The organism is Dactylosporangium sp. NPDC000521, from assembly GCF_042898305.1.
Classification (GTDB): Bacteria; Actinomycetota; Actinomycetes; order Mycobacteriales; family Micromonosporaceae; genus Dactylosporangium.
The window spans coordinates 198,699-223,379 of sequence record NZ_JBIAYW010000005.1 but is presented as its reverse complement, the minus strand read 5'-3'; the positions used below and the strand labels follow the sequence as shown (position 1 = coordinate 223,379).

24 protein-coding genes are annotated in these 24,681 nt (G+C 72.8%); 9 read left to right on the top strand and 15 right to left on the bottom strand.

What is annotated here, in order from left to right:
* Positions 1-12: 12 nt before the first annotated feature.
* The 7 genes from ACFY3L_RS19010 to ACFY3L_RS18980 form a co-directional block, all read right to left on the bottom strand.
* Positions 13-1,233: an EAL and HDOD domain-containing protein gene (locus tag ACFY3L_RS19010; protein ID WP_389325148.1), complete on the bottom strand. Its 1,221-nt coding sequence runs from the start codon at positions 1,231-1,233 to the stop codon at positions 13-15.
* Positions 1,234-1,271: 38 nt separating this feature from the next.
* Positions 1,272-2,480, bottom strand: coding sequence for an EAL and HDOD domain-containing protein (locus ACFY3L_RS19005; RefSeq protein WP_389325145.1), 1,209 nt, complete (start codon positions 2,478-2,480; stop codon positions 1,272-1,274).
* An 82-nt stretch (positions 2,481-2,562) separates the two neighbouring features.
* On the bottom strand, positions 2,563-3,225 hold the full coding sequence (locus ACFY3L_RS19000) for a GNAT family N-acetyltransferase (RefSeq protein ID WP_389325142.1): 663 nt from the start codon (positions 3,223-3,225) through the stop codon (positions 2,563-2,565).
* Between the two features lie 62 nt (positions 3,226-3,287).
* Entirely contained in the window at positions 3,288-3,818 is a 531-nt protein-coding gene (locus tag ACFY3L_RS18995) for a snapalysin family zinc-dependent metalloprotease (RefSeq protein WP_389325139.1), read from the bottom strand.
* A 475-nt stretch (positions 3,819-4,293) separates the two neighbouring features.
* The gene (locus ACFY3L_RS18990; RefSeq protein WP_389325136.1) at positions 4,294-5,109 is read right to left on the bottom strand and encodes an NAD-dependent epimerase/dehydratase family protein; all 816 of its coding nucleotides are present in this window, start codon (positions 5,107-5,109) and stop codon (positions 4,294-4,296) included.
* Positions 5,106-5,567, bottom strand: a complete 462-nt coding sequence (locus ACFY3L_RS18985; protein ID WP_389325133.1) for a MarR family winged helix-turn-helix transcriptional regulator — start codon at positions 5,565-5,567, stop codon at positions 5,106-5,108. Before ACFY3L_RS18985 ends, ACFY3L_RS18990 begins: the two co-directional genes overlap by 4 nt.
* Before the next feature lie 104 nt (positions 5,568-5,671).
* Positions 5,672-8,083 (bottom strand): FAD-dependent oxidoreductase, encoded by a 2,412-nt coding sequence (locus tag ACFY3L_RS18980; RefSeq protein WP_389325130.1) that lies wholly within the window; start codon positions 8,081-8,083, stop codon positions 5,672-5,674.
* A gap of 17 nt (positions 8,084-8,100) precedes the next feature.
* Between ACFY3L_RS18980 and ACFY3L_RS18975 the strand changes: the two genes are divergently transcribed.
* Both ACFY3L_RS18975 and ACFY3L_RS18970 read left to right on the top strand, forming a co-directional pair.
* On the top strand, positions 8,101-9,021 hold the full coding sequence (locus ACFY3L_RS18975; RefSeq protein WP_389325127.1) for an NAD(P)/FAD-dependent oxidoreductase: 921 nt from the start codon (positions 8,101-8,103) through the stop codon (positions 9,019-9,021).
* A 147-nt stretch (positions 9,022-9,168) separates the two neighbouring features.
* Positions 9,169-9,462 (top strand): DUF4193 domain-containing protein, encoded by a 294-nt coding sequence (locus tag ACFY3L_RS18970; RefSeq protein ID WP_327011695.1) that lies wholly within the window; start codon positions 9,169-9,171, stop codon positions 9,460-9,462.
* 21 nt (positions 9,463-9,483) lie between these two features.
* Here ACFY3L_RS18970 and ACFY3L_RS18965 read toward each other — a convergent pair whose 3' ends face one another.
* A complete protein-coding gene (locus ACFY3L_RS18965) occupies positions 9,484-10,395 on the bottom strand; it encodes a ribonuclease Z (protein WP_389325124.1) in 912 nt (303 codons plus the stop codon).
* Positions 10,396-10,418: 23 nt separating this feature from the next.
* Here ACFY3L_RS18965 and ACFY3L_RS18960 point away from each other — a divergent pair, with 23 nt between their 5' ends.
* Positions 10,419-11,267: a patatin-like phospholipase family protein gene (locus tag ACFY3L_RS18960; RefSeq protein WP_389325121.1), complete on the top strand. Its 849-nt coding sequence runs from the start codon at positions 10,419-10,421 to the stop codon at positions 11,265-11,267.
* A 158-nt stretch (positions 11,268-11,425) separates the two neighbouring features.
* On the opposite strand, the gene ACFY3L_RS18955 is transcribed toward ACFY3L_RS18960, so the two are convergent.
* Complete coding sequence (locus ACFY3L_RS18955; RefSeq protein WP_389325118.1) at positions 11,426-13,186, bottom strand: VanW family protein; 1,761 nt, start codon at positions 13,184-13,186, stop codon at positions 11,426-11,428.
* Between the two features lie 217 nt (positions 13,187-13,403).
* Between ACFY3L_RS18955 and ACFY3L_RS18950 the strand changes: the two genes are divergently transcribed.
* The gene (locus ACFY3L_RS18950; protein ID WP_389325115.1) at positions 13,404-14,174 is read left to right on the top strand and encodes an ATP-grasp domain-containing protein; all 771 of its coding nucleotides are present in this window, start codon (positions 13,404-13,406) and stop codon (positions 14,172-14,174) included.
* A 334-nt stretch (positions 14,175-14,508) separates the two neighbouring features.
* Here ACFY3L_RS18950 and ACFY3L_RS18945 read toward each other — a convergent pair whose 3' ends face one another.
* Positions 14,509-15,726: an MFS transporter gene (locus ACFY3L_RS18945; RefSeq protein WP_389325112.1), complete on the bottom strand. Its 1,218-nt coding sequence runs from the start codon at positions 15,724-15,726 to the stop codon at positions 14,509-14,511.
* Positions 15,727-15,812: 86 nt separating this feature from the next.
* Between ACFY3L_RS18945 and ACFY3L_RS18940 the strand changes: the two genes are divergently transcribed.
* From ACFY3L_RS18940 to ACFY3L_RS18925, 4 genes are all read left to right on the top strand, one after another.
* Positions 15,813-16,748, top strand: coding sequence for a GlxA family transcriptional regulator (locus tag ACFY3L_RS18940; protein ID WP_389325109.1), 936 nt, complete (start codon positions 15,813-15,815; stop codon positions 16,746-16,748).
* A gap of 27 nt (positions 16,749-16,775) precedes the next feature.
* Complete coding sequence (locus ACFY3L_RS18935) at positions 16,776-18,029, top strand: MFS transporter (protein ID WP_389325106.1); 1,254 nt, start codon at positions 16,776-16,778, stop codon at positions 18,027-18,029.
* Between the two features lie 39 nt (positions 18,030-18,068).
* Complete coding sequence (locus ACFY3L_RS18930) at positions 18,069-18,824, top strand: class I SAM-dependent methyltransferase (RefSeq protein ID WP_389325103.1); 756 nt, start codon at positions 18,069-18,071, stop codon at positions 18,822-18,824.
* 434 nt (positions 18,825-19,258) lie between these two features.
* The gene (locus ACFY3L_RS18925) at positions 19,259-19,390 is read left to right on the top strand and encodes a hypothetical protein (protein ID WP_389325100.1); all 132 of its coding nucleotides are present in this window, start codon (positions 19,259-19,261) and stop codon (positions 19,388-19,390) included.
* On the opposite strand, the gene ACFY3L_RS18920 is transcribed toward ACFY3L_RS18925, so the two are convergent.
* The 3 genes from ACFY3L_RS18920 to ACFY3L_RS18910 all read right to left on the bottom strand — a co-directional run bounded on the left by ACFY3L_RS18920 (position 19,378) and on the right by ACFY3L_RS18910 (position 21,055).
* Positions 19,378-20,073, bottom strand: coding sequence for a DNA polymerase beta superfamily protein (locus ACFY3L_RS18920; RefSeq protein ID WP_389325097.1), 696 nt, complete (start codon positions 20,071-20,073; stop codon positions 19,378-19,380). The genes ACFY3L_RS18925 and ACFY3L_RS18920 overlap by 13 nt on opposite strands.
* Positions 20,074-20,104: 31 nt before the next feature.
* The gene (locus tag ACFY3L_RS18915; protein WP_389325094.1) at positions 20,105-20,263 is read right to left on the bottom strand and encodes a hypothetical protein; all 159 of its coding nucleotides are present in this window, start codon (positions 20,261-20,263) and stop codon (positions 20,105-20,107) included.
* Positions 20,264-20,437: 174 nt separating this feature from the next.
* Positions 20,438-21,055, bottom strand: a complete 618-nt coding sequence (locus ACFY3L_RS18910) for an L-threonylcarbamoyladenylate synthase (RefSeq protein ID WP_344498200.1) — start codon at positions 21,053-21,055, stop codon at positions 20,438-20,440.
* A 1,276-nt stretch (positions 21,056-22,331) separates the two neighbouring features.
* On the opposite strand from ACFY3L_RS18910, the gene ACFY3L_RS18905 reads away from it, so the two are divergent.
* Positions 22,332-22,694, top strand: a complete 363-nt coding sequence (locus ACFY3L_RS18905) for a YybH family protein (protein ID WP_389325091.1) — start codon at positions 22,332-22,334, stop codon at positions 22,692-22,694.
* On the opposite strand, the gene ACFY3L_RS18900 is transcribed toward ACFY3L_RS18905, so the two are convergent.
* Together ACFY3L_RS18900 and ACFY3L_RS18895 are read right to left on the bottom strand one after the other, a co-directional pair.
* The gene (locus ACFY3L_RS18900; RefSeq protein ID WP_389325088.1) at positions 22,657-24,117 is read right to left on the bottom strand and encodes a hypothetical protein; all 1,461 of its coding nucleotides are present in this window, start codon (positions 24,115-24,117) and stop codon (positions 22,657-22,659) included. The two genes, ACFY3L_RS18905 and ACFY3L_RS18900, sit on opposite strands and share 38 nt — an antisense overlap.
* Positions 24,114-24,578 carry a hypothetical protein gene (locus tag ACFY3L_RS18895; RefSeq protein ID WP_389325085.1) on the bottom strand — a complete coding sequence of 155 codons (465 nt, stop codon included), beginning with the start codon at positions 24,576-24,578 and terminating at the stop codon, positions 24,114-24,116. The genes ACFY3L_RS18900 and ACFY3L_RS18895 overlap by 4 nt, the downstream gene beginning before the upstream one ends.
* Positions 24,579-24,681: the final 103 nt, after the last annotated feature.

Sequence of the window (24,681 nt, the reverse complement as noted above, 5' to 3'; positions counted from 1 at the left end):
GCGCACCTCGGGTCAGACCCCGCGCGCCGCGGTGTCCTCCCTGTCCGGTTCGGCGAGCGACGCGTTCGTCCAGCGCAGCGCCGACAGCATGTCCTCGGCGAGGTCGGGGACCACGGCGGTCGCGGCGTCCCGCTGGTAGGTGCGGACCTCCGTCAGCACCGCACCCAGCTGCCCGCGGCCGTGCACGACGGCCTCCGTGACGTCCTCGGTGAGCGGCAGCTGGTCGGTGAGCTCGCTGGCGGGGCGGCCGAGCAGGTCGCCGATCGCCGACAGGAGGCCGGCCGTGAACGCCGCCGGGCCGGGCGCACCACGCCGCTCGGCGAGCGTCTGGCACATGCGGGCCCGCAGGACCGCGTCGGTGAGCTGCGCCTCGTCGCCGTCGGCGAGGTCGGCGACCATCATCAGCGTCGCCCACTGCCGCACCTGCGGGATGCCCAGCAGGACCACGGCCTGGAAGATCGAGGAGACCGGCTGCGGCAGGCCGTTGGAGGCGGCGTTGACGCCGCGGAGGACGCGGACGGCGAGCGCCGGGTCGCGCTCGATGGTGGCCACCGCCCGGTCGAGGTCGACCTCGTCGGCGGCGAGCTCGGCGAGCAGCCGCATCCGGGCCAGCCGCGACGGGCTCAGCGTGTGCGTGGTGATGAGGTGCGGCCGGCTCAGCACGTGGCCCTGGAAGAGCTGGAACTGCAGCTTGCGCGCCAGCTCGAGCAGCTCCTGCGTCTCGACCCGCTGGGCGACGAGCCGGATCCGCGGGAACCGGCGGCACTGGCCGACGATCGCGCCGATCGCGCGCCGGTCGCCGGCGAGCATGTTGACCTTCACGTAGTGCGCGAACGGCAGGAGCCTGGCCCGGGACGCGTCGCCGGCGAAGTCGTCGACCGCGATGCGGTGCCCCTGCTCGACCAGCCGCCCGACGCCGTCGAGCACCTCGTCGTCGACGGCGACGTCCGCCATCAGCTCCAGCCCGACCGATCCCGGCGGGAACGGCAGCGGCAGCTCCCCCACGACGAACTCGCGGGTCAGGTTGATGAAGCAGCGCCGGTCGCCGACGAGCTCGGTGATCCCGAACGCGGTGAACGCCTCCACGATGACCCGGCTCGTCGCGGCGCTGTCGCGGACCGCGGCGTGCATCGCTTCCGGGCCGTCGCGGAACAGCAGCTCGTAGGCGGCGACGTGGCCGTGCCTGTCGTAGAGCGCCTGCCGGCCGATGTGTACGGGTCGCGTGCTGTCCACGTCCGCCTATCGGCAGCTTCCGGCGCGGCTTGCGCGTTTTACGACGTTGCGGGGCGCGTCCGGGGCGCGATGATGTGGCCGGTGTACGCGACGGCGTCCAGGTAGGCCAGGGCGGTCTCCTCCACGGGCAGCGGCGCGGCCAGCAGCATCGGCAGGTCGGACGCCTCGTACGCGGCGACGAGCGACAGCAGCTCCCCGAGCGGCCCGGCCCCCTCCACGAGGGCGTCGGTCACCTCATGGCTGAGCGACAGGCGCATCGCCAGCTCGGCGGCGCGCTGGCCGAGCAGCTCGGCGACGGCGGAGACGAGACCGACGGTGAACGCGGGCTCCGGTGGCACCTCCATCCGCTCGGCGATGTTCTGGCACATGCGGGCCCGGGTGATCGCGCCGCTCAACTGTGACGCGCCGGGGTCGTCGAGGTCGCTGACCAGCATCAGCGTGGCCCAGTCGCGGAGCCGGTCGACCCCGAGCAGCAGCACCGCCTCGTGGACGGAGGACACCTTCACCGGCAGGCCGAGCGCGTCGGCGTTGGCGGCCGCCATGAGCCGCAGGCTGAGCGCGGGGTCGCTGGTGACGAGGCCGACGACCCGGTTCAGCGGGATGCTGGGGCCGACGAGGAGGCTGAGCAGCTCGACCCGGGCCAGCCGCGACGGCGACAGCGCGGTGGTGGAGACGACCTGGGGGCGGCCCAGCACGTACCCCTGGAAGAGGTCGAACCCGAGCGCCCTGGTGCGCTCCAGCTGCTCCTGCGTCTCCAGGCGCTCCGCGACGAGGGTGAGGCCCGGGTACTTGCGGCAGCGCTCCACGGTCGCGACGAGATCGTCCGGGGGTGTCTCGAGCACGTCGATCTTCACGTACGCGGCCAGTTCGAGCAGCGGCTCGTGCCCCAGCCCGAACACGTAGTCGTCCAGCGCGATGCGGAACCCCTGCGCGACGAGCTTCCCGACGGCCTCCACCACGACGTCGTCGATCGTGACGGTCTCGAGGATCTCCAGGACGACCTGCTCGTGGTCGAACGGCAGGGGCAGGTCGCCGACGAGGAACTCGCGGGTGAGGTTGACGAAGCACAGGCCGCGCCCGCACAGGGGCTCGATCCCGATCTCCGTGAAGGCGGTGATGAGGACGCGGCTGGTGGCGTACGCGCCACGCTCGTCGGCCTCCACCGCCCCGGCGTCGCCGCGGAAGAGCAACTCGTAGCCGTGGACGTCACCGTGCCGGTCGAAGATCGGCTGACGTCCGACATGCACTGCGCCGGAAGGGGGAAACATACCGCACTCATCGACTCCGGCGGCGCGACACTGACCCCTTTGCCGCGGAAATGTTCCCGCCTCAGGCCGCGCCGGCCATCGCGTGGATCTTCCAGCCGTGGTCCGGGAAGCCGGCGGCGTCGGCGACGTGGGCGCTGGCCGTGTTCGCCGGGTCGTGCAGGTAGGTGGCGACCGCCCCGCCCGCCACGATCCGCCGGGCGGCCTTGGCGACGAGCCGCCGGGCCAGGCCCTGGCCGCGGGCCCGCTCGTCGGTGCCGACGGAGATCTCGACGCCGGAGACGTCGTGCGGCTTCAGCCCGACCCCGGCCAGGTAGGCGCCGCCGGCGTCGCGGGCGATCAGCACCTCACCCGGGAACGGCCGCAGCCAGTCGGGGATGCCCGGGCCGTCGGCCGGCTCCCACTCCCCCGCGCCGGGCAGCTCGGCCGGCGCCTGCGACCAGCGGAACACCCCGGTGAAGCACACCTGCTCCGGGCGCCCCAGCAGCCCCGGCAGCCGCGTCAGGAGGTCTTCGAGGGGCATCCGCGTCAGCAGCGCCGCGACCTCGTCCCGGTGCGCGGGCGGCACGGAAAGCACCCCGTGCCCCTCGGCGTCGGTCACCCCGAGCATGAGCTGCTCGGCGCCGTCCCAGCGGGGCTTGTCCCGCGCCGGGTGCCCGACGACCGTGATCCCCTGGTCCGGTGGAGGCCACGCGCCGAGCCAGACCTGCAGGAACCTCGCCAGCACGCACACCTCCGCGGAAAAGATCGAGAGCCCAGGCACATCCTAGGCTCTCGATCTTCGATCGTTCAGCCCACGAAGAGCACTTCCTCGACCTGTACCGCCGCCGCCGAGGCGAAGTTGCGCTGGACCTGCGCCGCCTCGGCCGTGCTCGGGTTGGCGTTGGTGCAGGACACCGGCGCGCTGCTGCCCGACATGAGGTCCGAGCACAGCCCGGTCCGCCGGTCCGGCAGGCCAAGGATGTGCCCGAACTCGTGCGTGGCGATCCGCAGCTGGTAGTAGCCGTCGTTGACCGCCTCACGCCCCATGTACCAGCGCCCGTTGCCGAGACTCGTCGTGTACGTCCGGGGCCACCCGTTGTCGGCGTAGACCCGGATGTCGGGCGTCCGGCCGGCGGTGACCGGGACCAGCCGGACGTTGCTGACCTTGCCGTTCCAGAGGGTGGCCGCCTGGTTGACCACGGCCACGAACTCCTGCGCCTGGCTCGCGTCGTAGTAGAGGGTACGGGTGGCCGCGTACGCGGGAGCCGCGCCGACCAACTGGACGCCGACCAGCGCCGCAATGGCGAGCAGCACGGTGGCGAATCTGCGTCTGACCATGCCGCTCAGGCTAGGTTAAATCGCCAATCATCAATATATACCAGTCAGCCCATACTGTTTCCCGCCAGCAGCCTTCGGCTGCAGCTCGCCGCCCCACCGCTGGCGCGGCGGGTCCCGCCGGGGGATTCTCACCCCGGACCCCCCAATGCTCGCTGCGCTCGCACTGCCAGCGCCGCCGCGCGGCAGGATCGCACATCCGCGCCCATCCGGTGGTCGCCCTCCGCGGTGGTCCTTCTCTCGATCTGTGAAGGGTTCTTGTCGAGTGGTGGTGTTGGTTTCGAGGTATCGGTAGAGGCCTCGGGCGGCGTATCGCTTGAGGCTGCGGAAAATCTCGTTGGGGGTGCGGCCTTCGGTGGTGCGGCGGGTGATGTGGTCGCGCGTGGACGGTGGCGTCGGCGCGGCGCAGCGCCTGGACCCGGATCCGGATCTCCAGGTCGTGGGTGTCGGTCGTGGCCTGGTTGAGCTGATCTGCGAGTCAGAGCGCGCCGTTGCGGACGGCCTCGTGGATGGTGCTGATCGTCGGTGTGAAGCCGAGGCTGCGGGCGAGGCTGACATCCATCTGCCCCTTCCACGGCTGGCTGAGCGGTTCGGCGGAGGAGCTGTAGGAGTAGCCGACAATCTGGGACATCTCGTAGATGCTCAGGGGTGACTCGTCGGCGATGTTGACCGTGCGGTTGTCGAACGCGCCCGTGAGGGCCAGGGCGAACGCCGTGGCGATGTCGGCGTGGTGGACGACGCTCAGCCTCTGTGCCGGGTGCCACCCCATGCCGGCCGCGAGTTCGGGCAACGATTCGAGGTGCCCGTCCTGGTCGCCGTAGATGAAGGGGAGCCGCAGGATGCCCCAGGTGAGCCCGCTGGCGCGGAGCAGCCGCTCGGCTTCGATCTTGCTGGCGGGGTAGGCGAGCGTCGGCGCGACGGGGTCATCCTCACGCCCGGGGTGCGCGCTGTCGGCATCGTAGACATTGGAGGTGCTGGCCAGCAGGAACCGGGCCTCCGGCGCGTGCTGTTCGACGGCGGCGATCAGGTTGCGGGTGCCGTCACGGTTGACGGTCCAGATCTGGTCGTTGTCGCGGGTGCGGAAGACGGCGGCCAGGTGGATGACCGCGGTGACGCCTGTGACCGCTGCCGGCAGGGAGCCGGGGCTGAGGATGTCACCCTCGGCGCGTTGCACGCCTTCGGGGACTTCTTTTCCAGGACGGACGAGGGCACGGCACTCGACACCCGCCGCGGTGAGTCGCCCGAGCAGGCGGGGGCCGACCAGGCCCGTTCCGCCGGTCACGAGAATCGTCACGATCCGCTCTCTTTCCTGTAGTCGATGAGTCGTCTGGTCGCGCCGCTGAGGACGCGATTCATGGTCTCGATGTCCGCGGGGTCGACCCCGCCGAAGGCGACCTCCGCGATCAACGCCATCGGATCGGGGAGCGAGTTCCACAGGTTCACGCCGGCCGGCGTGATGTGCAGCAGCTTCTGACGCTGGTCGTCCGGGTCGGGCGTCTGTTCGATCAGCCCTTTGCGCACGAGCGCTGCGATCACGGCGCTGAGGGTCGCCCGTTCGACCTCGAGTTCACGCGCGAGTGCCCGCTGGCCGACCGGCCGGCGGGCACTGAGCCGGTACAGCACGTACCACTGGGTATTCCCGAGATCGTATGGGCGGAGCACGGATTCCATCAGAGCCCGGCTGGCGAGGAAGTACTTCTTCGCCCAGGCGCCCGGAGCATCCAGCTCGTGGACGGCTATTTCGTTAGGCACCTGACAATATTGTCAGGTGCCTAACGAAATAGCAAGAGTGGGTCGAGTCGGGGAGGGATCCGGAGACCTGCTTCCGACACCCGCCCGCCGCCGGCGTGCCGTGATCAGGCGCGGACGCGGGCGCTCGCCGGGTCGTACAGTGGCCGCAGCGACGCCTTGAGGGGGTATTCGCGGTCCGCGACCACCACCGTCAGCGGGGCGGCGTCCAGCCAGGACTGGTCCAGGGGCTCGGCGCCCGCGTCGAGGAAGGCGAGGCCGACCGCGCCGCCGAGGGTGTGGCCGTAGGAGGCGGCGCGCACGTAGCCGACGTCCCGGCCGTCGCGGCGGACCACCTCACCGTGGAAGAGCAGCGCGGACGGGTCGGTCACGAGGATCTGCACCAGGCGGCGCGACAGCGGCCCCGCCTCGCACAGGGCGAGCAGCGCGTCGCGGCCGATGAACGACGGCTTGTCGAAGGCGACCGCGAAGCCCAGGCCCGCCGACAGCGGGTCGTCGGTGTTGTCGATGTCGTGGCCGTAGTCGCGGTAGCCCTTCTCCAGCCGGAGACTGGCCAGCGCCTTCAGGCCCGCGTGCCGGAGGCCGAACTCGGCACCGGCCTCGACGAGCCGGTCGTAGACGTGGACGGCCTGCTCGGTGGGGATGTAGAGCTCGTAGCCGAGCTCGCCGACGTACGTGATGCGCAGGCACAGCACGCGGGCGTAGCCGATCTCCAGCTCGCGGACGCCGCGGAAGGGCATCGTCACGTCCGTGTCGCTGACGGCCGCCAGCAGTGCGCGCGACTGCGGGCCCTGCACGTTGAGCTGCGCCCACCCGGAGGTGACGTCGGTGACGACCGCGCCGTGGCGCCGCAGGCGGGTCAGGACGTGCCGGTGGGCGGTGTCCGAGGCGACCACCCAGAAGCGGTCCTCGGCCAGCTCGGTGACGGTGAGGTCGGCCTCGATCGTGCCGCGCTCGTTGAGCCACTGCGTGTAGGTGACGAGGCCGCTGCCGGTGACCCGGTTCGCCGACAGCCGCTCCAGGACGGCGCCGGCGTCGGGGCCCTGGACGAGGAACTTCGCCATGAACGACATGTCCATGAGCGCCACCCCCTCGCGCACCGCCCGGTGCTCGGCCTCCCACTGCGGGAACCACGACGGACGGGACCAGGACGGCTCGGGCTCCTCGGTGACGCCGTACACGTCGGGCATCTCCCAACCCGAGACGTCACGCAGATAGGGCGACAGCACGGCGAGCCGGTCGTGCAGCGGGGAGCGGCGGGCACCCCGGGCCGACCGCATCGCCTTGTTGGGGTAGTGCGTCTGGTACACCATGCCCAGCGCCTCGACGGTGCGCTCCGAGCGGTACCGCAGGTTGCGCTGGTAGGGCTGCAGGCGGTCGATGTGCATGCCGGTCACGTCGACGTCCGGCTCACCGGCGGCGATCCAGTGCGCCAGGGCACGGCCGATCCCGCCGCCGGTGAGGATGCCGATCGAGTTGAGGCCGGCGGCGACGAAGTACCCGCGCAGCTCCGGCGACTCGCCGAAGATCGGCGCCAGGTCCGGGGTGAAGCTCTCCGGCCCGCAGAAGAAGGTGCGCACGCCGGCGGTCGCGGTCACCGGGATGCGGCCCATCGCCGCCTCCAGGTAGGGCGCCATCCGGTCCCAGTCCGGTGGCAGCGTGCCGAAGGAGAAGTCGTCCGGCACCCGCTCGACGCTCCACGGCGCCGCCCGCCCCTCGAACAGGCCGATCATGAGCCCGCCGCCCTCCTCACGGAAGTAGCCGTAGGCGCCCGGGTCCTCCAGCACGGGCAGCCCGGCGTGGACGCCGTCGATCGGCTCCGTGATGAGGTAGTAGTGCTCGGCGGCCTGCAGCGGGACGCTGACGCCGGCCTCCTCGCCGAGCTGCCGCGCCCACATCCCGGCGCAGTTGACGACGACCTCGGCCTCGACGTCACCGTACGGCGTCCGCACACCGGTCACGGTGCCCCGCTCGCGCAGCACGCCGGTCACCGGCACGCCCTCGGCGATCCGCACGCCGCGCTGCCGGGCGCCCTTCGCCAGGGACATGGTGACGTCGACGGGGTTGGCGCGGCCGTCCTCGGCGACGTAGAAGCCCGCGAGGACGTCGTCGACCCGCGCCAGGGGAAACAGGTCGAGGACCTCCTTCGGCGAGATCTCGTGCACGTCGACGCCCAGGTGCCGGTTGAACGCGGCGACCCGCCGGTACTCCTCCAGGCGCCCGGGGTCGGCGGCGAGCTCGATGAAGCCGCACTGCCGCAGCCCGGTGGACAGGCCGGTCTCCGCTTCGAGCGACGCGTAGAGGTCGCGGGTGTACTGCCGCATCCGCGTCGAGGTCTCCGACAGCGACCCGAAGGTCACCATCAGCCCGGCGGCGTGCCAGGTGGTCCCGGCGGTCAGCCGGTCCCGCTCCAGCAGCAGCACGTCGGTGACGCCCTCCTTCGCCAGGTGATAGGCGACCGACGCGCCGATCACCCCACCGCCGATCACGACGACGCGGGCCCGCTGTGGAAGCTGCATCCTGAGAGACTAAGCGGATGGCGGTCGTCGTGATCGGAGCGGGCGTGGCCGGGCTGGCGTGCGCCCGGGCGCTGCACGACGCCGGCGTCGCGGTCCGCGTGCTGGAGCGTGCCGCGGCCCCCGGCGGGCGGCTCGGCGGCGACATCGTCGACGGCCGGCCGGTCGACCTCGGCGCCGCCTACTTCACGGTGTCCGACCCGGGGTTCGCCGCGGTCGTCTCGGGGTGGCAGCGTGCCGGGCTCGTCCATCCCTGGTCCGGGGATTTCACGGTGTACGGCCCCGCTCCCGCCGACCGGAAGCAGCCACCGGTCCGATGGGCGGCCCCCGGCGGGCTGGGCTCGCTCGCCGCCGACCTCGCAGCAGGCCTCGACGTCACCTGCGAGGTGGCTGTCAAAGACCTGACAGAGCTCGATGGCACGGTCGTCCTGGCGATGCCGGCGCCGCAGGCGGCCCTGCTCCTGCCGGCCGCCGCACCACTCGCCGAGGCCCAGGACTGGCAGCCGTCCATGGCCGTCGCGCTGCGCTACCGCCGCCGCTGCTGGAAACCGCTGACCGGCGCGTTCGTCAACGATCACCCCGTCCTCACCACGGTGTGCGACGACGGGTCGCGCCGCGGCGACGGGGCTCCGGTGTTGGTGGCGCACACCACACCCGCATTCGCCATCGACTCGGCCACCGCGGACGTTGAGGAGGCCGTGAGGGAGTTGCTGGACCTGCCCGACGCCGCGGTCTCCGTGGCCGCGCGGCGCTGGCCGGCGGCGCGCCCCGCCCGACCCTCAGAATCCGCGTTTGCGCAGGTGGAGGGCGTGTTCCTGGCCGGCGACGGGTTCGGCCGGCCGAGGGTCGAGGCGGCCTGGCTGTCCGGCCGCGCCGTCGCCGCCGCGACAGTCGGAAACCAGAATCCGAAAACTCCACGAACGGCCAGCCCGCCGAGGTAGCCTCGTGGGCGCCAACGCTGTTGATATGTCCACAGTGGACCGATTTGGTCCCTGCACTATTCATTCATGTCGGTCGGGGAACACATCCGAGGCCGGCGGCGTTCGTTACACAACCACAGTCACCAAGAGAGGGTGAACGCCATGGCCATCAGCACTGACTACGACGCGCCACGCCACCCCGTCGGCACGGACCTCGCCGAGGACAGCCTCGAGGAGCTCACCGCCCGGCGGGCCAACGCCCAGTCGCCGTCCGTCGACGTCGACGACAGCGAGGCGGGCTTCGAGCTGCCCGGAGCGGAGCTTCCCGACGAGGAGCTCACCGTGCCGGTCGTGCCGATGCGGCTGGACGAGTTCCGCTGCTCCAGCTGCTTCCTCGTGCACCACCGCAGCCAGCTGTCCCGCGAGAAGAACGGCGCACCGGTCTGCCGCGAGTGCGACTAGTTCGGTGAGGTCCCTGATCGTTCAGGGGCGGCGCGCCGGCACCCGGATCCGGGTCAGGTCCTCCGCCACCACGACCTCACCGCCGAACGCGTTCCCCGCCTCCTCGGCGAAGCGCGTCGGGTCGTCGTAACGCTGCGAGAAATGGGTGAGCACGAGCGTGCGCACCCCGCACTCGGCCGCGACCCGGGCCGCCTGACCAGCCGTCAGGTGCCCGTGCGCCGCGGCCAGACCGGCGTCGGCGTCCAGGTACGTGGACTCGATCACGAGCAGGTCGGCGCCGTCGGCCAGCGCGTACACGGCGTCGCACAGCCGGGTGTCCATGACGAACGCGAAGCGCTGGCCGGGACGTGGCACGCTGACGTCCTCGACGGCCACCACCCGGCCGTCGGCCGTCACGCTGCCCTCGCGCCGCAGCGCGCCGACCGCGGGTCCCGCGATGCCGTGCCGGGCGAGCAGGTCGGGCAGCATCCGCCGGCCGTCCGCCTCGACGAGCCGGTAGCCGTACGTGTCGATCCCGTGGTCCAGCTGCCGCGCTTCGAGCACCCAGTGCTCGCCTGCGGCGATTTGCCCGCCTTTATCCACCGGTGCCGGATTTATCGTGGCGGTGTCGTAGAAAACGGACGCGTGCCGTAGGCGGTCGAAGAACACCTGACCGCTCGCCGGGAAGTGCGCCGCGACCGGCCGGGCCGCGTTGTCCAGGGAGATCCGCTGGATCACCCCCGGCAGGCCGAGACAGTGGTCGCCGTGGAAGTGCGTGACGCAGATGCGGGTGATGTCGCTCGCCGCCACCCCCGCGCTCGTCATCTGCCGCTGGGTCCCGTCCCCCGGGTCGAACAGGATCCCCTCGTCGTCCCAGCGCAGGAAGTACCCGTTGTGGTTCCGGGCCTTGGTCGGCACCTGGCTGCTGGTCCCCAGCACGACGAGCTCACGCATCTGGGGGACCTTACAGTTACCCGATGGTCGATGACTCCAGATTTGCGCTCGTGCTGGGCGGGGGCGGCGTCACGGGCGTCGCCTGGGAGATCGGGATGGTCGCCGGGCTGGCCGCCGCCGGTGTCGATCTCACCGCGGCGGACCTGGTCGTGGGCACCTCCGCCGGCTCCGTCGCCGGCGCCCAGATCACCAGCGGCAGGCCGCTCGAGGAGCTCTACGAGCGGCAGCTCGCCCCCGCCACGGGCGAGATCGCCGCCCACTTCGGCGTCGGCACCATGCTCCGCTACGCGTCGGCCGGCCTGCGGCCCGGCGACGACCGGCAGGCCCTGCGACGGCTGGGGCACGCCGCGCGTACCGCCGACACCGTGCCCGAGCAGAGCCGCAGGGACGTGATCGCCGGACGCCTCCCCCGCCACGACTGGCCGGACACCCCCCGGCTCCTCATCACGGCCGTCGACGCCGAGACCGGCGAGGAGGTCACCTTCGACCGTGACAGCGGCGTCGACCTCGTCTCCGCCGTGACGGCCAGCTGCGCCGTGCCGATCGTCTGGCCGACCGTCACCATCGCCGGCCGCCGGTACATGGACGGCGGCTCGCGCTCCGCGGCCAACGCCCACCTGGCACGCGGGTATGACCGCGTGATCGTCCTCGCCCCGACGACCGCGTCGCTGCGCCGCTCGGGCCGGGTCGCCACCGAACTCGCCGAGCTCGGCCCCGCCGTCCGCTCCACCGTGGTCACCCTCGACGCCGACGCGAGGGCCGCCATCGGCCGCAACGTCCTGGACCCCGCGAAGCGCGCCACCGCCGCCCAGGCCGGCCGCCGCCAGTCCGCCACCGCCCTGGCCGCCGTCAAGGCCGTCCTGACCGGCTGATGGCGACGTGGCGACCTGGCGCCCCGACGGGCTAACGGGCTGACGGGCTGACGGCGACCTGCCGTCCTGACCGGCTGACGGCGACGTGGCGACCTGGCGCTCCGACGGGCTGACGGCGACCTGCCGGCCCGACCGGCTGACAGACCCCGGCCGGTCCGTCAGCCCGCGGGTGCGGCCGGGGCGGTGCCGCAGATGAAGTGCGGCTCCGGGTCGTAGCGCCAGGAGAAGCGCTCCCGGCGCAGCTCCTTGCCGTCCTGCTTGAAGACGCGCCACGCCTCCTGGGTGAAGCCCGGCAGGCCGTCGGTGGGATTGCAGTCGGCCTCGCGGAGGTACGTCGTCGGCGGCTGGACCACCTTCGTCCGCGGGCCGTACTCGAGGGCGATGTCATAGCGCTTCGTCCCGTACAGGGTGACCGTGACCGACGTGTCGGTGGTGGCGGTGTCGATGAGCACCCCGGTCGGGGAGTCGTTGCGGAAGCGCAGGTCCAGCGACGGGTACACCACGGTCGCCTCGATCACCGACGGGTAGCGGTCGAACCAGTAGGTGTGCGGGCGGTGCTCCACGTCCTGCAGGCCGGCGTAGAAGACCGCGTTGAACAGGGTGGTCGCGACCTGCGACACGCCGCCGCCCGGCGAGTTCTTGATCTTCCCGTCCTCGATGCCGGGCGCGTCGACGTAGCCCTTGGCGTGGGTGCGCTGGCCGACGTGGCCGTTGAGGGAGAACGTCTGGTCCGGCAGGACGACCGCGCCGCGCAGGGCCTCGGCCATGGTCCGGATGTTGACGACCCGGGGCTGCCCGGCGACGAACTTCGTGGTGAAGGTCGCCAGCTGCTCCTTGACGCCGAGCGCGCCCAGCTGCGCCGCGGTCACGGCGGCCGGCTTCGCCGTGAGCCCCACCTCGACCCGTCGCGGTGTCGCCGACGTACGGAGGACCGCCAGGATGGCCGGGCTCGCCGCCACCAGGTCGACCTGCTGGCCGTCGACCTGCGGCCGCACGACCGGCCGGCCCCGCTCGACGGTGAACGTGGCGTCGGTCGCGGCGACCTCGACCTTGCCGAAGGCCGGCACCGCCTTGCGCAGGGCCGCCACGTCCAGCGACGGCTGGATGAGCCCGTCGGCGTCGGACTCCATCTTCAGCGCCGCCGCGATCGCCGTCGCCGGGACGGTGACGTCGCCGCGCGGCGTGGCCACGACCAGCGGCGCGGCGACGGCGGGCGTCGCGAGCTCGCCGAGCAGGCGGTCGACGTCGGCCTTGGTGCTGCGCGGCACGAGGTCCACGACCGGGAACTCGACGGTGCCGCGGCGCAGCCACCCGGCCTCCATGATCGCGGCGACCTTGTGCCGGTCGATGCCGCGGCCGTTGACCGGGTACACCGCGACGGGTTGCTGCTTGTCGAAGCGGACCGCGGGCAGGACCGGGGCGTCGCCCTGGGTGCCGAGGTGCGCCATCAGCGCCTCGTAGAGCCGGGCCGCGTCGGCGTGGACGACCGGGGCGACGCTGATCCCGCCGTGCAGCCACGCGAACGGGCCGGGCGTCGCGGCGACGGCGCGTTCGACGGTCGCCTCGACGTCCAGCACGAGCCCCACGGCCGCGGGGTCGACGGTGGCGCCGGTCGTACCGACGCGAACCGCGACCGGAGCGACAACCCGCTTCCGGAGGGTGTCGCGCAGCAGCCGCACCGCCTCGTCGCGGGAGTGCCCGCCGACGTCGACGCCGAGGACGTGCACGCCCCGGTCGACGTCCTTCGCATAGGTGCTGATCGCGGTCACCACGGGCACCACGACCACGAGCGTCAGGGTGGCCGCGAGCCGCCGGCGGCGGCGGGCCCGCGCACGCCGCACGATCGGCGGCACGACGGGGCGCTCCTGCGGCATGGTGGGAGACAGCCGGCGCAGCCGGGACAGCAGGTCCGTTGCCATACACGAACAATGCCCGATTTGTACCGTCTGTCTGGCTCGATCCGCCCCGATGTCCCCCAACGTGTCACTGTGATGGCGGCGCGTACTGCGGATATGCCGATCTCGGCCCGGGTCGCCGACCGGCAGCGACACTGATGGGCCTCGCTGGCAGGATGTACGGGTGCGGCAGTTCCGGACGTTGGCCATGCGTGTGCGCTCGCCTGAGGCGAGTGCCGCCATGACCCATGCCGCGCGCCGGATCGGCCTGCCCGTCGCCCAGCTCCCCGGCGACCCGGCCGAGGTGACCGGCCTGCGCTCCGCCGACGGCGTGGCCTGGCGGGCGGCCGGCGGCTACCTGACCACCCTCATCGCCGGCGGCGTCGACATCCGCCTGCACGGCGCCAACCCGAGCTGGTTCGCCGGCCTCCCCCGCGACGTGACCGGCCGCGACGTCAGCCTGGTCTCCGTCGGCGAGGCCCCCGACCTGGTCGGCCCCCGCCCCGCGGTGGCGAAGCTCGCCGACGAGAAGCACCCCGCCTTCTCCGCCGCCTGGGTCCGCGACGCCGACGACCTGCGCAACCGCCTGCGCACCGCCCGCCTGCCCGCCGACAGCACGCTGATCATCATGGACCACTGGCTGGACCTGGCCTCGGAGTACCGCGTCTTCACCATCGGCCGCGAGCCGGTGGCCTGGTCGCCGTACGTCGTGGAGGGCGAGGAGTGGAGCCCCACGCTGCGCCACCACCGCGCCTCCTGGCACGACGAGGCCGCCACGTTCGTCGCCCTCATGCTGGCCGCCCTCCCCGCCGAGGACGTGCCCCCGACCGCCGTCATCGACGTCGGCCGCACCGACGCCGGCGACTTCGCCGTCCTCGAGGTCAACAACGTCTGGAGCTCGGGCCTCTACAGCTGCGACCCCGACGGCGTCCTCCGCGCCGTCCTCGCCGCCAACGACCCCGACTGCGCCCCCCGCTGGCGCTGGCAACCCGCCCCCGCCCTCGGCGCCTGACCGCCCCCGGGGCCCGGACGCCCAGCGGATGGGTCCGGTGGCGGCCGCCAGCGTTGCCGGTCCCGCGCCACACGCCCTCGTCACGGCGCTGGCGAACCGGGTCAGCGCACACTGCGGAGACGCCTGGGTGCCGGGTGACCTCGCCGCGGCGACCAGGGTGGACCGGACTCACGGGCGGTCAGGCGCGGCGGAGGCGGCGGACCGGGCTCACGGGCGGTCAGGCACGGTGGAGACGGCGGACCGGGCTCACGGGCGGTCAGGCGCGATGGAGACGGCGGACCGGGCTCACGGGCGGTCAGGCGCGATGGAGACGGCGGACCGGGCTCACGGGCGGTCAGGCACGGTGGAGGCGGCGGACCGGGCGGATCAGGAGCAGGGCGGCGCAGACGCAGGCGGTCACGGCGGCCGAGACGTACAGCAGGTCCAGCGGGGGGACGACGGTGGAGACGGGGCCGACCAGGGCCTGACCGACCGCCACGCCGGAGACGGAGCCGGCGACCTCGTAGGCGGTGACGCGGTTGAGCACCTCGGGTGCGACGAGGGTCTGCACGCTGGTGGACCACATCACCGACCAGAAGGCCCACGAGACGCCGCCGAGCAGGTGGCCCGCGACCAGGAGCGGCAAGGGTGGCTGCAGGGCGACCGACAATGGGATGCAGGCGAAGCCGATCAGGCCGGCCGCGCCGGCGGCGAGCGGGCGGACGGGGCGCAGGCGGATGGCGATGAGGCCGCCGAGGACGGTGCCGCAGCCGAGGCCCGCCATCGTCCAGCCGTAGGCGGCGTCGCCGAGGCGGTCGCCGATCAGGCGGGAGCTGAGCGGGATGTACGGGCCGAACACGAACACGCCGAAGAACAGCCAGACCACGATGACCGACCACATCCAGCTGCGGGAGCGGAACTCGGTCCAGCCGCGGCGCAGGTCGTGCAGGACCGTCGAGCCGGCGGTCCGGCCGGCGGTGGCGGGTGCCCGGCCGATCAGGGCCAGGCACGCGCCGCTGACCACGAAGGTCGCGGCGTCGACCGCGTAGACCGCGCCGGCACCGGTCAGCGTCATCAGCACGCCCGCGAGGACCGGGCCGCCGAGCTGCGTCGCCGCGTCGGCGATCTTGAGGGTACCGTTGGCGCGCTGCGGATCCGAGGCGACCAGCGGCACCATGCCGTTGACGCCGGGCTGGAACATCGCGGCCGCGAGACCGGCCAGGGCGGAGGTCGCCAGCAGGAGCCAGAGGGGTGGCGTACCGGCGAAGAACGCGACGGCGACCACACCCTGCGTCACGGCCCGCACGACGTCGGCGCCGATCATCATCGTCCGCGCGCCGAGGCGGTCGGAGAAGACGCCGCCGAACACCACGAAGAGCACGAACGGCGCCGTCCAGACGGCAAGAACGTACCCAACACCGGAGACGCCGTAGACCGCCCCGACGGCGAGCGCGGCGGCGACCGGCATCATCGCGTCGCCCAGCAGCGACACCACCCGCGCGCCGAAGTAGTACGTGAAGTCCCTGTTCCAGAGGGGTTTCGTAAGGACGGGATCCGCCACTGCGGCGGTCATCGGTAGCACTCCATGATCACCCATTCTTGCCGCGGCACCGCGGGTGCACAGGCGTCCGGCGCGACATCATTGGGTACATTCGTGCCATGCGCCAGCGAGTGGTGGCCCTCCTCGGGCAAGGGCAGGAGCTGTATCCGGTGACCTGCGCGTCGGCCGTGTTCGGCGACCACGGACCCGACATCCCGCGGCACTACGAGTTCGAGCTGTGCACCGAGCACCCCGGCCCGATCCGCACCACGATGGGCGTCGACATCGTCGTCGAGCGGGGCCTCGAGGCACTGGACGACGCCGGGACGATCCTCATCGCCGGCTGCCCTTCCCCGTCGCTCACCCCCGCCACCTGCGACGCCGTCCTGGCCGCCCACACGCGGGGCGCCCGCGTCGTGGCGGTGAGCTCGGGCATCAAGCTGCCGGCCCACCTCGGCCTGCTCGACGGCCGCACCGCCGCGGCGCACTGGGAGATCACCGGCTGGCTCGCCCGCAACTACCCGAAGGTCCGCGCCGACGACACCGTGCTCTACGTCGACCACGGCGACGTCGCGACCGCCGGCGCCACCGCCACCACGCTCGACCTGTGCCTCAACCAGGTCCGCCGCGAGCACGGCGCGGCCCTGGCGATGCGCATCGGCCGCCAGTTCGCCGCCGCCCCGCAGCGCGAAGGCCACCAGCGGCAGTTCCCGGCCCTGCCGACGGCCGGCCCCGTCCCCGACTCCCTGGCGCCGCTGCTGGACTGGATCGTCGCCAACCTCGGCCGCCCGCTCACCCTGGCCGACATGGCCACGAGGTCGGGGATGTCCGCGCGGACGCTCAACCGTCACTTCCATGAGCAGCTCGGCATCTCACCGGGCCGCTGGCTGCTCGACCGGCGCATCGCGAGCACCCGCGCGCTGCTGGAGGAGACCGACCTGCCGGTGGAGACCATCGCCGAACGCGTCGGCCTCTCCTCGGCGGTCAACCTCCGCCGCCGCTTCCGCGACGCTGTGAACACCACCCCGGCCGCGTACCGCCGCGCCTTCCGCTGACCCAGCTGACCCAGTGAAGGAGCGGGTATGAGCAGCGCTCGACCCGGCCCCGCGGACCGGCGGCTGAGCCGCCCCGCGTGGTGGTTCGTCGGCGGGTACGGGCTGTCGGCCGTCGGCACCGGGCTGTGCTACCCCTTCCTGGCGATCTACCTGCACCAGTTCCAAGGGCTGCCGGCGGGAGAGACGGCGGTGCTGCTGCTCGCGCTCGCCGGCGCCGCGGTGCCGATGTCCGTGTACGGCGGCGCGCTCGTCGACCGGCGCTCGCCCAGGGCGGTCGCCGTCGGCGCGCTGCTCGTGCAGACGGTGGGGTGGCTGCTGCTGGCGGCCGGGCGCGGCTACGCGGCCCAGCTGGTGGCGCTGCTCGTCATCGGCGTCGGCACCGGGCTGTTCCTGCCGGCCGTGGTCCCGATCATCGCCAGGCTCAGCGGCAGCGAGGAGGTCAAGGTCCGCACGATGTCGATGCGGTACCTGCTGCTCAACGTCGGCCTGGGCGTCGGCGGCGGGCTCGGCGGCCTGCTGCTGGGTGCCGCGGCCGACACCACCTACCGGTGGCTGTTCGCCGCCGACGGCGTCAGCTGCGCGCTGTACGCCGTGGTGATCGCCGCCTTCGTCCCGCTGCCGGAGGACGCCGACGCGCCCGGGTCCCAGCGGAGGACCCTGGCCCGGTTCCGGCCCGGGCGCGGCTACGTGCTGCTGCTGGCCGCGCAGCTGCTGCTGGTGACGTTCGGGATGGCGCAGCTGGAGAGCGGCGTGCCGCTCGCCGTGCGCACCGACCTGGGCGGCTCAACGACCCTGGTCGGCGCCCTGTACGCCGTCGGCACGCTCGTCGTGCTGGCCGGTCAGCTGCCGGTGTCCCGCTGGGTGGAGCGGGTGCACAAGACCCGTGCGCTGATCGCGATGAGCCTCGCGTGGGCCGGCGCGTGGCTGCTCGGCTACACCGCGGGCGCCGTGAGCGGCGGGGCCAGGACCGCGCTGCTCGTCGTCATGATGGTCACGTTCGCGCTCGGCGAGTGCGCCTACAGCCCGGCGTTCTACACGCTCGTGGAGCGGCTGGCACCGCCCGGCACCCTGGGCCGGGCCACCGGTGCCGCGTGGGCGACGTTCCAGGTCGGCAACACGGTCGGGCCGCCGGTCGCCGTGTACCTGATCAGCACGCCCGTCCCGTTCTGGCTGGTGCTCGCGGCCGCGGCGACGACCGCCGCGGCACTGGTGTTCACCGTGGACCGGTGGATGCACACGCCGGCGGAGCCGCAGCGGGCACTGAGCACGGTCGCCGGGTAACGCTGGACATCGATCCGTATGGTAACTAGCCTCACGGGCATGACTCCTTACATCGCCGACCCCGGCGCGTGGCAGGAAAGCTGGGACCTGCAGCAGTCCGCGTTCATGCCGGACCGGGAGCACCGCATCGCCGCGATGATCGACGCCGTGGAAGCGGTCACCGAGGATCCGCCTCGGGTGCTGGACCTGGCCGGCGGCACGGGATCGATCGCGCTCCGGGTGCTGCGCCGCCTGCCCGGCGCCCAGGTCACCCTGCTCGACGTCGATCCCGTGCTGCTGTGCATCGCCCGGGCGTCACTGCGCGACCGGGCGCAGATCGTGACCGCCGACCTGCGCGACCCGGCCTGGACCGGCGCGCTGCCGCACGCCGGGTACGACGCCGTGCTGGCCGCGACGGCCCTGCACTGGCTGCCGGCCGAGCGGCTGCGCGTGCTGTACGCCGAGCTGCGGGCCGTCCTGCGCCCGGGCGGCCTGCTCGTCAACGCCGACCAGATGCCGGACCCTCAGCTGCCCGGCCTCACCAAGCAGCTGGTCGCCGCCGCCGACGCGCGGCGGGACGCCAGGTACGCCGCCGGCGCCGCGCCGACCTGGTCCGCGTGGTGGGACCTCGCCGCCGCCGACCCGGTGCTCGGCCCGCTGGCGGCGGAGCGGGCCGTCGTCCATCCCAAGGGCGCGAGCGCGGAATTCCTGCCGCCGGTGACCTGGCACCTGGAAGCCCTGCGCGACGCCGGTTTCGCCGAGGCGGGCACGCTGTGGCGCGGCGGTCCTGACGCGGCGGTCGCTGCCGTACGGTGATCCGCGTGGTTGATCGTGGTTGATCTGGTCGGCCGGCTGCAGGTCGGCTTCCACTGGCGGCGGGCGGCGTACTCGGATGTCGCCTGGGCGGACGTGACGGAGTGGTGGCGGGACCCGGTGGTGCTGCGGGACCTGCCCGCCGCCGTCGCGGCGCTCGTGCCCGGGTCGCCGACGCTGGTCGCCGGGCCGGTCTCGCGGGGCATCCTGCTCGGTGCGCTGGTCGCGGCGCACCTCGGCGTCGGGCTCGTCGAGGTGCGCAAGAACGACCGGGCGGCCGCCGGACCGGATCCAGGCTTCGTGCGCAGGGCGCTGTCCGATTCGTACCATGGCGGCGGCGGCGTCATGAGCTTCCGCCGCGGCCTGGTCCGGCCCGGCGACCGGGTGCTCTGCGTGGACGACTGGGTGGAGAGCGGCACGCAGGCCGAGGCGACGACATGGTGCTGGAGGCCGGCGGGGATTTCATCGGTACCGCCTGTGTCGTCGACGACGTCGCAGACACCCCGGAGGGCGACGCGCTACGGACGGCGCTCGGCCTGCGGGCCCTGCTCCGCGCTCACGACCTCTGAGGCAGGTGCGCGGCCCGGACGCGCAGCAGCCAGTCCTCGGCGACCCGCTCGTCCGGCGACGCGGGCAGCACGCCGGGCGTCGCGTCGAACTTCGCCTCGTAGTCGGCGAGCATCCTGCGCGCGGCGTCGATGTCACCGGCCGCGACCCGCTCCCCGAAGTCGAGGAATCGCTGCGGCTCCTCCAGCCGGATGTGGATCACGCCGGTGGTGTACGCGGTGTACCCCTGCCAGCACAGCCGCAGCAGGTGCCGGGCGTGCTTGGCGGTCCGGTGCCGCGTCTCCGACGAGAACGACCCGTCGCCGCGCGACTCCAGCTTCCGGAACTGCTGCGTCGCGTAGCCGAGGTACGCGTCCCGGATCCGCTTCGACGACAGGAACGACGCCCGGATCGCGATGAGCTCGTCCCCGAGCGGCGTGCGCGTCTCGTACAACTCCTGCGGCAGCCACATGAGCTCCGACACCGTCGGGTTGCCGCCGAGCGCCAGGCTGCAGTACTTGCGGGCCTCGTGCAGCGTCACGTCGGGGTGCGACGACACCACCGACTCGGCCGGCTGGTGCAGCCCGTGAAACGCCACCGTCGGCGCCGCGAACACCCCGAGCCGGTCGACGTCCGACCCCGGCCCGGCCAGCCCGTACGCGGTCGAGCCCACGATCCCCGCCAGCAGCACATTCCCCGGTGTCATGCCCCCAGTGTCCCGAACGTGTCACCCGGTTTCACACCTGCGTGCCCGTCGTCCCGATCGCCCCGTCACCGCGGGTCGCGGCGAAATCGGTCCCCTGCATCAGCACGCACAACTCCCGGCCCGCGTCGACGTCGTCGGTCGCATCCTCCGGGATGACTGGCCCGAACGCGACGAGCGCCAGCACGGCCATCACCCCGCCCTGCCGTCCACCCCTGCCGCCACGGCTCACTCAAGCGGCAGGCTCTTCGGCACCAACCCGCACACTTCGGCCCGACTCCACCTACTCACCCCCGCCTACCCGCAACGGCCTCGAACGGCACCGATCCGCGGATCTCGGACTCGACACCGCCCCCACCACCACGACCTACTCGAAGCGGCTCGGATCGCCGGCGCCGACCCGCAGAATCTCGGGCTCGTCACCGGACAGGTCCACGACGGTCGTCGGCTCGACGCCGCACTCGCCGTCGATGACCGCGTCGACCTGGTGGTCGAGCAGCTCCTTGATCTCCCATCCCTGCGTCATCGGCTCGTCCTGGTCCGGCAGCAGCAGCGTGCTGGACAGCAGCGGCTCGCCGAGCTCCGCCAGCAGCGCCTGCGTGACCGTGTGCTCCGGGATGCGCACCCCCACGGTCCGCTTCTTGGGGTGCAGCAACCGCCTCGGCACCTCGGGGCTCGCCGGCAGGATGAACGTGTAACTGCCCGGCGTCACCCCCTTCACCAGCCGGAACACCGAGTTGCTGATCTGCACGAACTGCCCCAGCTGCGCGAAGTCCCGGCACATCAACGTGAAGTGGTGCCGGTCATCCAGCTTTCGGATGTCCCGGATCCGCTCCAACCCCGGCCGGCTGCCCAGCTGGCACCCCAGCGCGAAGCAGGAGTCCGTCGGGTACGCGATCAACCCGTCATCCCGCAACACCGTGACAACCTGCTGCAGCAGCCGCGGCTGCGGATTGTCGGGATGCACGTCGAGGAATCTGGCCACGACCAGAGCGTACGCGGCCGAACCCCGCCGCCACCCACAGCGCGCCCACACCGCGGACACCCCGCCGATGACTCGCCACGAAGTCAGCGCACCACCCAGCACAATGCCCTGCCACGATGCCCCGCCGCAGCGCCCCGCCACAGCGCCCCGCCACCGTGCCCCGGCGGACCTCGACCGGCGCCCCGCCCCGCCACCGACGCGACCCGACGCACAGACGGCGCTCCCACCCCACACCGAACCGAGCCGCGGACCCTCGCTCCGCTCCCGCTGCCGTACCGACGCGGTGATCGACCATTGCCCATCCCGCCACCACCGCTCGCCTTGTCCGACGCAGCCGACCCTTCGAAACGCTCCTTCTCGACCACGCCCTCCTGCGGCTCGGCCTCACCCCGCCACCCTTCCTCATGAACGGACGCGGGTCGCACCTCCAGTTCGCCCCGACACCCCTCCTCAACGGTGGAGGCGGGCCGCTGCACCACCTCGGCCCGCCGCCCACCACCGACGGAAGCTGGTTGCGGCCCCGAGACAACGCTCACCTCGGGTGCCTGGCCAGCGGCCTTGCCCGCCTCGCCCCCGTGGCCGGCATGCCCGCCCGCCTCAGACGCCCGAGCGGCAGCCGTGCCGACCTCGGGTGCCTGAACAGCCGCCTTGCCCGCCTCGCCCCCGTAGCCGGCATGCCCGCCCGCCTCAGACGCCCGGGCAGCGGCCGTGCCGACCTCGGGTGCCTGAACAGCCGCCTTGTCCGCCTCGCCCCCGTAGCCGGTGTGCCCGCCCGCCTCGGACGCCCGGGCGGCAGCCGTGCCGACCTCGGGTGCCTGGGCGGCGGCCTCGTCCAGCTCGGCGATCAGCCTGGCGTTGCGGAGCCGGGCGAGCTTGGTCGCGTGCCTGGCCGCCAGGCCGTGGCGGCGGGCCTCCGCGAACTCCGCCCGGACTCGGGCGCGGCCATCCTGCGTCCACGGCGGCTCAGCAAGAGCGACAGCCGAAGCAGGCCGGGCGTGCCCCTCGATCGGCTCGACGGCCGCCGCGCCCGACGGTGACCGGTCGGCCCTCGAAGTGGTCCGTGGAAAGGAAAAGCAGAGCTGTTGATGACGCACACCCGACCCCCGTCCCGGTGGCATGCCCCGCCCGAAAGCGGCTTGGACTCATCGTCGTGGGTGCACCAGCCGACGTCCAGCCGCGAGCGCCGACATCTACGCACAGGCATCACGCCACCACGCATCGTCGAAAACCGGCGACGAGCGAAGCACACCGCGCGGGGAAGGAGTACGAAGGTGGCATGACAGATCTGGAGGCTGTGACCGACTGGGTTTCGGGCTACGTCAGGGCCTGGAACAGCAACGATCCCGCCGAGATCGGCGGCCTGTTCGCCGAGGACGCCGCGTACTACCCGGCGCCGTTCGAGGAGCCGTGGCGGGGGCGGGAGACGATCGTGAAGCGATGGCTGGCGCATCGGGACCAGCCGGGCGAGACCACGTTCACATGGCATCCGGTGACGGTCGGGCCCGATTTAAGCGTTGTGCAGGGCGTGACCAGGTATCCGCGCCGGGTGTACAGCAACCTGTGGCTGATCCGGCTCGACACCGTTGGGCAGTGCCGGGAGTTCACCGAGTGGTGGATGCAGCAGCCCACCCCCGCCTGATCGCACCGACGAGGAAGACGATGAACGCGACCGGCGCGGCGGGGAGACCGACCAGCGCGGTGAGCACACCGGGGCGGGCAGGCCAGGCGGGTGCCGAGTGGCCGGGGCTCGTGTGTCCGAAGAGGAGGGCGCAGTCGGCGATGTCGATGGACAGGATCTGATCGGGCAGGACCATCAGCTCTTGAGCCTGCGATGGGACGGCGGTCCGGGCTGAGACGTGCGGCGACGCCGAAGCCGAGACCTGGGCCTGCTCCTGGGCCGGAAGGTGCGACGCGGTCGGCGCTGAGACCTGTGCCTGGGGTGCGGCCGATGCCGACGGTTGGGCCAGGGGCCGCGGCGGGGACGTGACCTGGGCGGGTGAAGAGGGCTGCGGCGACGGCTGAGATTGCGACGAGGACGGCGGCGGGGCGGTCATGGAAGGGGTGATGGCGAGGATCGACAGGCGTTGCACCAGGGCGTAGGCCGTCGGGGAATAGTTGCGTTCGTCCTCGAGCGGGCCGAGGTCGGTGACGGGCTCGGGGCGGAAGGCGACGACCACTGCGCGGTCGGCCCACCAGCCGATGAGGCGGAGGGTGGTCACGCCGTACAGGTGGATGGTGCCTGGCACGGGGGATGCGTCGCTCTCGGAGATGAAGGTGATGGTGGAGTCGCGGCCCGCGTCGGTGACGACGGCGAGGGACTTGTTGTCAGGCGTGTAGGCGCCCTTGCCGGCGAGGCGCTGGCCGGCGGGGAGCGTGAAGCAGCCCGGCCTGACGCACACCGTGGTGTCGAGTTGGACGGCGAGGTCGCCGTCGGAGGCGAAGGCGGCGGCGATCGGCGTCCGTGGCGTGACGACGAGGCCGGCGGGGAAGGGGAGGACTGTGAGGTACGTGCCGGTGTCGAGCATGAGGATGCCGATTGAGGAACCTTCGACGTACACGGCGAGCCGGTCCTGGTGCCGCGACCAGGCCAGCGGCGTGACGTGGCCGCCGGTCAGCGCGAGGACGGGCAGCCGGCGGATGCGGCCGTCGCCGAGGGTTCGCACCACGATCGTGGAGCCCAGGGAGTCCTGCGGGTACGCGACCATGGTGCCGTCGGGTGACAGCAGCAGTGACTCGCCGGGGGTCGCGGTGCCTTCGGCGGCCACGTCGAGGATGTGCTGGCCGCCGCGGGCGTCGACGAACGACACGCTGCCCTCGGTGTCGGTCAGGACGTTGTGCAGGCCGGGCGTGCTGCCGCCGATCGCGACCGGCACCGCGGTGACCGGCGCCGAGTCGAGCGTCGGTGTCCACGGCCACGGCGCGTCGACCAGGTCGGGGAACCCGTCCAGGGTCAGCGCGGGCGGCGTGCGCCAGGTGGAGACGACGGCCATGCCGTAGGTGAGCCCGAGCAACCCCAGGTAGGCGGCGACGACGTACAGCAGCCAGCGAGCGACGGAAGTCATGACAGGCCCGGAAGGAGGCGGCGGCGGACGATGACGGTGTAGGTCAGCAGGAGGGCCGTCGTCAGGAGGTGGAAGACGGCGAAGGCGAGGGCCGCGTGGGCGGCCTGCCAGGTATGCCGTGAGGGGTGGCCGGACAGGATCGCGAGCGCGAGCGTCGGCACGAGGGCGACACGCCACACGAGGATCGTCCAGTGGCGGAGGGCGGCGCGCCGGTCCAGGCCAAGACGGGTGGCGGTGGCGCCGGTAAGGAGGAGCCAGAGCAGGAAGCAGGCCAGGTACGCCCACAGGCCGGTCCGCGCGAGCGATACCGCGTCGGCGGCGGTCCTCAAAGCGTCTTCGAGGCCGGGCAGGGTGGTGGCCGGTCTGTCGAGCGCCGTCTCCGCGCGCCGGAGGGCCCAGATGGAGAAGGCCTGCAGGGCGGCGTGCGCGAGACCGGCCGCGACGAACGCACCGGTGGCCACCGACCAGAGCGACCGGAGCGACCAGCCACCAGCAGACGCCCCCGACGAGGCCCCGCCAGCCGAAAGCCACAGCGGAGCACCGCCAGCCGGAGGCCGAATGCCA